The organism is Pseudomonas sp. K5002 (assembly GCF_013386655.1).
Lineage (GTDB): Bacteria > Pseudomonadota > Gammaproteobacteria > Pseudomonadales > Pseudomonadaceae > Aquipseudomonas.
This window is the reverse complement of sequence record NZ_JACARK010000434.1, coordinates 1-7,431: the sequence shown is the minus strand read 5'-3', so window position 1 is coordinate 7,431 and position 7,431 is coordinate 1. Positions and strand designations below refer to the sequence as shown.

At 62.6% G+C, this 7,431-nt stretch carries 8 protein-coding genes; 1 reads left to right on the top strand and 7 read right to left on the bottom strand.

Going from position 1 to position 7,431, the window contains the following annotated elements:
* From HX846_RS19725 to HX846_RS19700, 6 genes are all read right to left on the bottom strand, one after another.
* On the bottom strand, positions 1–941 hold a 941-nt coding region (locus HX846_RS19725; protein WP_178965947.1), incomplete at its 3' end, for an MFS transporter.
* Between the two features lie 51 nt (positions 942–992).
* Positions 993–1,385, bottom strand: coding sequence for a 5-carboxymethyl-2-hydroxymuconate Delta-isomerase (locus tag HX846_RS19720; RefSeq protein ID WP_087694947.1), 393 nt, complete (start codon positions 1,383–1,385; stop codon positions 993–995).
* Between the two features lie 142 nt (positions 1,386–1,527).
* Positions 1,528–2,385: a 3,4-dihydroxyphenylacetate 2,3-dioxygenase gene (gene hpaD / locus HX846_RS19715; RefSeq protein ID WP_003209884.1), complete on the bottom strand. Its 858-nt coding sequence runs from the start codon at positions 2,383–2,385 to the stop codon at positions 1,528–1,530.
* 148 nt (positions 2,386–2,533) lie between these two features.
* A complete protein-coding gene (gene hpaE / locus HX846_RS19710) occupies positions 2,534–3,994 on the bottom strand; it encodes a 5-carboxymethyl-2-hydroxymuconate semialdehyde dehydrogenase (RefSeq protein ID WP_177037363.1) in 1,461 nt (486 codons plus the stop codon).
* Between the two features lie 5 nt (positions 3,995–3,999).
* Positions 4,000–4,770 (bottom strand): fumarylacetoacetate hydrolase family protein, encoded by a 771-nt coding sequence (locus HX846_RS19705; RefSeq protein ID WP_177037364.1) that lies wholly within the window; start codon positions 4,768–4,770, stop codon positions 4,000–4,002.
* On the bottom strand, positions 4,767–5,432 hold the full coding sequence (locus HX846_RS19700) for a fumarylacetoacetate hydrolase family protein (protein WP_008437186.1): 666 nt from the start codon (positions 5,430–5,432) through the stop codon (positions 4,767–4,769). The genes HX846_RS19705 and HX846_RS19700 overlap by 4 nt, the downstream gene beginning before the upstream one ends.
* Positions 5,433–5,575: 143 nt before the next feature.
* Between HX846_RS19700 and hpaA the strand changes: the two genes are divergently transcribed.
* Complete coding sequence (gene hpaA, locus HX846_RS19695) at positions 5,576–6,478, top strand: 4-hydroxyphenylacetate catabolism regulatory protein HpaA (protein ID WP_003209891.1); 903 nt, start codon at positions 5,576–5,578, stop codon at positions 6,476–6,478.
* 11 nt (positions 6,479–6,489) lie between these two features.
* Here hpaA and HX846_RS19690 read toward each other — a convergent pair.
* On the bottom strand, positions 6,490–7,431 hold a 942-nt coding region (locus HX846_RS19690; RefSeq protein ID WP_178965946.1), incomplete at its 5' end, for an OprD family outer membrane porin.

Sequence of the window (7,431 nt, the reverse complement as noted above, 5' to 3'; positions counted from 1 at the left end):
CGTTCGCGGTTGCGGTCGGACGAGCGCCCGCAGCCGATCATGAAGAAGCACCCGGCCAGATACGGTACGGCGCTCAGCAAGCCGACCTGGCTGTCGCGGCCGATGCCGGCGCCGTGGATCAGGGTGGGCATCCAGAACGCCAGGGTGTTCACCGCCAGCATCACCGCGAAGTACACCGCCACCAGCAGCCACACCTGCGGGTCACGCAGGATGCCGCCGAAGGAGGTGATGGATTTGCGCTGTTCTTCAGTGCTCAGTTGCTCGCGCAGTTGTTGCTTTTGCGCGGGCTCCAGCCACTTCACGGTTTCGAAGCTGTCGGGCAGGTATTTCAGGACGACCAGGCCGAGCAGCACCACCGGGGCGCCTTCGATCAGGAACATCCACTGCCAGCCCCGCAGCCCGCCGAAATCATGGAAGTTCTCCAGGATCGCACCGGACAACGGGCCACCAATCACACCGGCCATGGGCACGGCAATCGCAAACAGGGCGGTGACTTGCGCCCGGCGGCGGGCCGGGTACCAGCGGTTGAGGAACACCAGGATCCCCGGGAAGAAGCCGGCTTCGGCCACCCCCAGCAGAAAGCGCAGCACGTAGAAGCCCGTGGAGCTTTCGATCCACAGCATGCTGGTGGAGAGCACGCCCCACACCACCATCAGGCAGGCGATCCAGCGCCGTGGGCCGACCCGGTCCAGGGCCATGTTGCTGGGTACGCCGAACAGCGCGTAGGCGATGAAAAACAGGCCGGCACCGAGGCCATACACCGTGTCGCTGAAGTGCAGGTCGGTGCTCATCTGCATCTTGGCGAAGCCGATGTTGATGCGGTCCAGGTGGGCAAACAGGTAGCAGATCAGCAGCAACGGCATCAGTCGCCAGGTGACGATGCTGTGGGTGCGCTGATGGTCGATCAGGGTGGTGCTGTCGGCGGTATTGGCTGTGCTCATGATGTTGTTCTTTTTTGTTTGAGTGGCCATGGGCGGAAAGGTGGGCTGTGCTCAGCCCGCCTGGTTCTTCAGGAATGCGTGCACGTTGTTCTGCTTGAAATTCAGCTCGGGGTGCAGCTCGATCATCTCGAACGACAACGCCAGCAGCCGCTGGGATTGCAGCTCGGCGAAGTGTTCGGTGATGACCTTGAACAGGGCTTCGGCCACCGCCTTGCGGGTTTCCAGGTCGCGCCCGTGGCCGACCTTGAGGGTCATGTGGACGAAGGCGTAGTCATGCTTGCCGTCGGCCATGCGCCAGGTGTCCAGGCGCACTCCGCGACTGCGGATGCCCCCCAGGGGAAACACGCCGCTGTCCCCCAGCACGGCGTGAACCTGCTCGAACAGGGCCGGCAGGTTGGCCTGCTGCTCGATGTTGTCGGTGTATTCGGCGATGAAGTGCGGCATGTGTATCTCCTCTTGGGGTGAGGTACAGCGAATTCCTTGTAGGAGCTGGCTTGCCTGCGATGGCATCAACTCGGTGCGACAGATACACCGAGGTGCCTGCATCACAGGCAAGCCAGCGCCTACAGGTGATCTTCACCAAGGCTCATAAAGGGAAAATGGCATTGATCTGCCCGGTGCCCGAACTGCCGAACGGCTGGGTGATGATCTCGGCCGGCTGGTTGTAGTCCGGCCCGCCCAGCAGTCCCAGGAGCATCGCGGTGTCGTGCATCTTGCCTTCGCCGAAGCAGTGCTCGGCGTAGTCCGGCAGCATTGCGCAGAACTCCTTGAAGCGGCCTTGCTTCCACATCTCCACCACGTGCAGGTCCATCTGTTTGTCGAATTCACGGGTCCAGTTGTGGATGTTGGCTTCGGCTTCGCGGTCGTCCGAGAAACGGTGGGAGAGGGAGCCCGAGGCCAGCACCAGGACTTTGCGGTCGCTTTTCTCGATCGCCCGGCGCACGGCGGCGCCGAACGCAAAGCTGTCTTCCAGGCGGTGCCAGGCGCACCACGCGGCAATCGAGATCACGTCGAACTTCTGCGCGTCCGGCACGCCCATGTGCATGTAGCGCATCGGCACCAGGGTGCCGTATTCCAGCTCCAGGCTCGGGATGTTGTGGGCCATGGTGCGCACGCCGGCCAGGTTGGCCTCGGCGGCGATCAACTCGCCCAGCTCGGGGCAGCCCGGGTACTCGTACTCCATGTTCTTGATGAAATGCGGCAGCTCGTTGCTGGTGTAGGTGCCCTTGAAATGCTCGCCGCAGTTGACGTGATAGCCGCTGTTGACCAGCCAGTGCACGTCGAACACCACCGCGGTGTCGGCCCCCAGTTCACGGGCGCGCCGCCCGATTTCCTTGTGCCCGGCGATGGCTGCTTCGCGGCAACCGTGGTGCTTGCCGGGCAGTTCCGACAGGTACATCGAGGGGACGTGGCAGATCTTCGCTGCCAGAACCACTTCGCCCATGATCATTCTCCTGAGTATTTATTCTTTTGTAGGAGCGAGCTTGCTCGCGAAAAACGTCAACGATAACGCAGCACTTCTGTTAGCCCGCGGCGCCTGCGGGTTCTTCGCGAGCAAGCTCGCTCCTACAGGTAGCGTTGTTATATCCGGGTTACACACCCCAGCGCGGGATGTGATGACTGCCCATGGAAATGCACACGTTCTTGATCTCGGCAAACACTTCGAAGCTGTACTGGCCGCCTTCACGGCCGGTGCCGGAACCTTTTACCCCACCAAACGGCTGGCGCAAGTCCCGCACGTTCTGGCTGTTGATGAACACCATGCCGGCTTCGATGCCGTAGGCCAGACGATGCGCCTTGCCGATGTCCTGGGTCCAGATATAGGACGCCAGGCCGTACTCGGTGTCGTTGGCCAGTTGCAGCGCCTCGGCTTCGTCCTTGAACGGGATCAGGCACACCACCGGGCCAAAGATTTCTTCCTGGGCGATGCGCATGTTGTTGTTCACATCGGCAAACACCGTCGGCTGGATAAACTGCCCGCGGCTCAAGTGCGCCGGCAGGTTGGCCGGGCGTTCCAGGCCGCCGGCCAGCAGGGTGGCGCCTTCTTCGAGGCCAATCCTGATGTAGCCGGTGACCTTGTCGTAGTGGGCCTGGGTGATCATCGAGCCGACCTGGGTCTTCGGGTCCTGTGGGTCGCCGACGATCAGGCGTTTGGCGCGGGCGGCAAATTCGGCGACGAACTGCGGGTACACGCTCTCCTGAATGAAGATCCGGCTGCCGGCGGTGCAGCGTTCACCGTTGAGCGAGAAGATGGTGAACAGTGCCGCGTCGAGGGCGCGGTCCAGGTCGGCGTCTTCAAAGATCAGCACCGGCGACTTGCCGCCCAGTTCCATGGAGTACTTTTTCAGCCCGGCGGTCTGCATGATTTTCTTGCCGGTGGCGGTACCGCCGGTGAAGGAAATCGCCCGCACGTCCGGGTGGCGCACCAGTGCATCACCGGCGGTGGCGCCGTAGCCCTGGATTACGTTCAGCACGCCGTTGGGAATCCCGGCTTCGACCGCCAGGCGCCCCAGTTCATTGGCCGTCAGCGGCGACAGCTCGGACATCTTCAGCACCGCGGTATTGCCCAGCGCCAGGCACGGCGCAGTCTTCCAGGTGGCGGTCATGAACGGCACGTTCCATGGCGACACCAACGCACACACACCCACCGGCTGGTAAAGCGTGTAATTGAGCATCTGGTCGTCCACCGGGTAACTGTGGCCGTCCATGCGGGTGCAGACTTCGGCGAAGAAATCGAAGTTGTGGGACGCCCGGGGAATCAGCACGTTCCTGGTCTGGTGGATCGGCAGGCCGGTGTCGAGGGTTTCCAGCTCGGCCAGGTGCGGCACGTTCTGTTCGATCAGCTCACCGAGCTTGCGCATCAAGCGGGCCCGTTCCTTGGCTGGCGTTCCCGCCCACTTCGGAAAGGCTTCCTTGGCTGCTGCAACGGCCTGCGCCACTTCCTCGGCACCGCCGCTGGCGACTTCACCGATGGCTTCGCCGGTGGCCGGGTTGTAGTTGATGAAGGTGTCTTTGCTCTCGACCTCACGGCCGTTGATCCAGTGTTTGATCATATTGCTCAAGCCTCTTTACGGGCGGCGAAAAAGTCCGCCTCGCTGACAATTCGATTGACCAGGCGGCCTACGCCTTCCACTTCCACGACCACTTCATCCCCCGGCACCACATCCGCCAGGCCTTCCGGGGTGCCGGTGGCGATCATGTCGCCGGGCTGCAGAGTCATGAAGCTGGACAGGTATTCGATCAAATACGGGATGTCGAAAATCATGTCCGAGGTCGAGCCTTCCTGGCGCAGTTCACCGTTGATCCAGGTGCGCAGCTTCAGGTTGCTCGGGTCCGGCACGTCGGCGACATCCACGATCCATGGGCCCACGGGCGTGGTGGCGTCGCGGTTTTTCACCCGCAGGTTGGGGCGGTAGTAGTTTTCCAGGTAGTCGCGGATCGCGTAGTCGTTGCACACCGTGTAGCCGGCCAGATACTCGAGGGCGTTCTCGCGCTTGACGTTGCGCGCAGGCTTGCCGATGACCGCCACCAGTTCGCACTCGTAGTGCATGTAGGCGACGTTGTCCGGGCGCCAGGTCACCTGGTTGTGGCCGGTGTAGGTGCCGGGGGACTTGATGAACGCCAGCGGTTCAGTCGGTGGCTTGAAGGCCAGTTCGGCGGCGTGGTCGGCGTAGTTCAGGCCGAGGGCAAACATGCTGCCGGTGGCCGGTGGCAGCCATTCGACCTGGTCTTCAGCCAGCAGGCGACCGTCGGCCAGGCGCACGGCGTTTTCAGCTTCTACCAGCACCTGGTGGGCTTCACCTTCAAAGCGAATACGGGCGTGTTTCATGACAGCTCCTCTGCCTTGATGTGGTTGACCAGGCGGCCCAGGCCGCTGATCTCGACTTCAACCGTGTCGCCGGGTTGCACATCCACCCGGCCTTCGGGGGTGCCGGTGATCAGCACGTCGCCTTCGTGCAGGGTCATGAACTCGCTGATCTCGGCGATCAACTGCGGCAGGCTGCGCACGAAATTGGCGGTGGAGTTTTGCTGGCGCAGTTCACCGTTGACGAACAGCTTCACGCTCAATTGATGCGGATTGGCGACCTGGTCGCGGGCCACCAGTTCCGGGCCCAATGCGCAGAAACCGTCCCGGCACTTGGCTTTCACCGCCGGGCGGTAGTAGCTGTCTTCCGGCAGGCTGAACTCATTGACGATGGTGTAGCCCGCCACATGCTCCAGGGCATTTTCGACGCTGACCCGGCTGGCGCTCTTGCCAATCACCACCCCGAGTGCCGGGCCCGGTTGCAGGCGTTCACCTTGCGGGTGCAGCACCACGCCGTCGTGGCCGTTGCGGGTATTGGGCGTCTTGATGAACAGCACCGGCTTCACCGGTGGTTTCTGGTAAGGCGCTTGTTCGAATTCGGCGAGACGTTGGTTCAGCAACCCCTGGTAGTTCAGCGCAACGCCGAACAGGGTGCCGTTCGCAACATCATGCAGGGCACGGCTCATGCTTTTCTCCTGGCAGTGGCGGGGCAGATTCGGACCTGCACCGTGGGAAATTCGTTAACGTGTTAACGTTATAATTAAGATGTTAACTATCGTCAAGCGTGGCAATATTTCAGGGCAGTCAAAACAACAAAGAGAATGCAGTGATGAGCGATCGTCAGCCGATCCCCAACATCAACATCGGGCAGGTCTACGACCAGCGTTACAGCGATGCCGAGGTGCACTACGACCGGCTCGGCAACCTGGCGGGATTTTTTGGCCGCAACATGCCGGTGCATCGCCATGACCGGTTTTTCCAGGTGCATTACGTCAAGACCGGAGCGGTGCGGGTCTACCTGGACGACCAGCAGTACCTCGAATCCGGGCCGATGTTTTTCCTCACGCCGCCGACGGTGGCGCATTCCTTCGTCACCGAAGCCGACGCCGACGGCCATGTGCTGACCGTGCGCCAGCAACTGGTGTGGGCCTTGATTGACGCCGACCCCAGCCTGGCCCCCGGCGCACAATTGCCGGCGGCCTGCGTGGCGTTGGCGCGGCTGGCACCGGAGTTTCAGCCCGAGGTGCGCCGCCTGGAATTCCTGTTTGATGAGCTGTGCAGCGAGATCAACGCCCAGGCCAGCGGACGCGGTTCGGCCCTGGACAGCCTGACACGGCTGATCATGATCAGCCTGCTGCGGCTCTGCGCCAATTCCCTGGAAGCCCGGCCTGCACGGCACGAAGACCTGCGGATCTTTCACCGCTTCAACGAACTGATCGAAGACCACTACCTGCAACACTGGCCGCTGTCGCGCTACGCCGACGGTATCGGCGTCACTGAAGCGCGGCTCAACGAGGTGTGCCGACGCATCGCCGACCTGCCGTCCAAGCGCCTGATTCTGGAGCGGCTGATGCAGGAGGCCCGGCGCCTGCTGCTGTTCACCGGCAGTTCGGCGAATGAAATCTGCTACCAGTTGGGGTTCAAGGACCCGGCGTATTTCAGCCGGTTCTTCCAGCGCTACGCGCAGATGACGCCGGGGGAATACCGCCAGCGTCAATCGGGGTTGCGTTGAGGCGCCCGGCGTTACCACAGGGCTACGGTGTAGCCGATGATCACCCGGCTTTCGTCGATGTCGCTGGTCAGGCCGTTGCTTGAGCGCAGGGTCGCATTGCGCAGGCGCACGTTGACGTTCTTCAGCGGGCCGCTCTGCACGGTGTAGACCAGGTCGGTGTCGCGCTCCCATTCGCGGCCGTTGCGCACCGTGGCGGTTTGCGCGTGGCTGCCGTCGACGTAGCGGGTCATGAAGGTCAGGCCCGGTAGGCCGAGGGCGGCGAAGTTGTAGTCGTAGCGCGCCTGCCAGGCATCGGTGTTGGCCTTGGTGAAGATATTGATGGTCACCAGGTTGACCGAATACGGATCTTGCCCCGGGAAGGCAAAGTCGCCGTCGCCGGAAAGGCTCTGAAAGCCCAGGCCGAATTTGTGTGCGCCCACCGACAAACTGAACATGCCGTTGAAAAAGCGGTTGTCGATCCGCCCGCCGTCCACGCGGGTAGGGCTGCGCAATAGCGTGCTGCCTTGCTCGCGGGTGTCGAAGTAGCGCAGGTCGGTGCGCAGGTTCACGCCTTGGGCCAGCGGCAGGTCATGCACCAGGCCGATGAAATTCTGGCGGTAGATGTCCTGCATCTGCGCGTAGTAATAGGTCGCGGCCAGGTGCGGGTTGATCGCGTAGGTGCCGCCGGCAAGGTCCAGGTGGCTGCTGTTGACGCCGCCGTAGCTCATGGATTCGTTGTTGGAGGAGTCCCGCAGGTTCTGCTTTTCCAGGCGGCCGACGTTCAACGTCAGGCCGTCGATGTCCTGGGAGGTCACCAGTTCACCGTTGTAGGTCGACGGCAACAGCCGCGTGTCGTTATAGGCGGCCACCGGCAACAGCGGTTGCAGGGTGCCGAGCTTGAGCACGGTTTTCGACACGCGCAATTTGGCGGTCAGGCCGAGTTCGCTGTAGCTGTCGGCCGGCTCGCCGCTGGC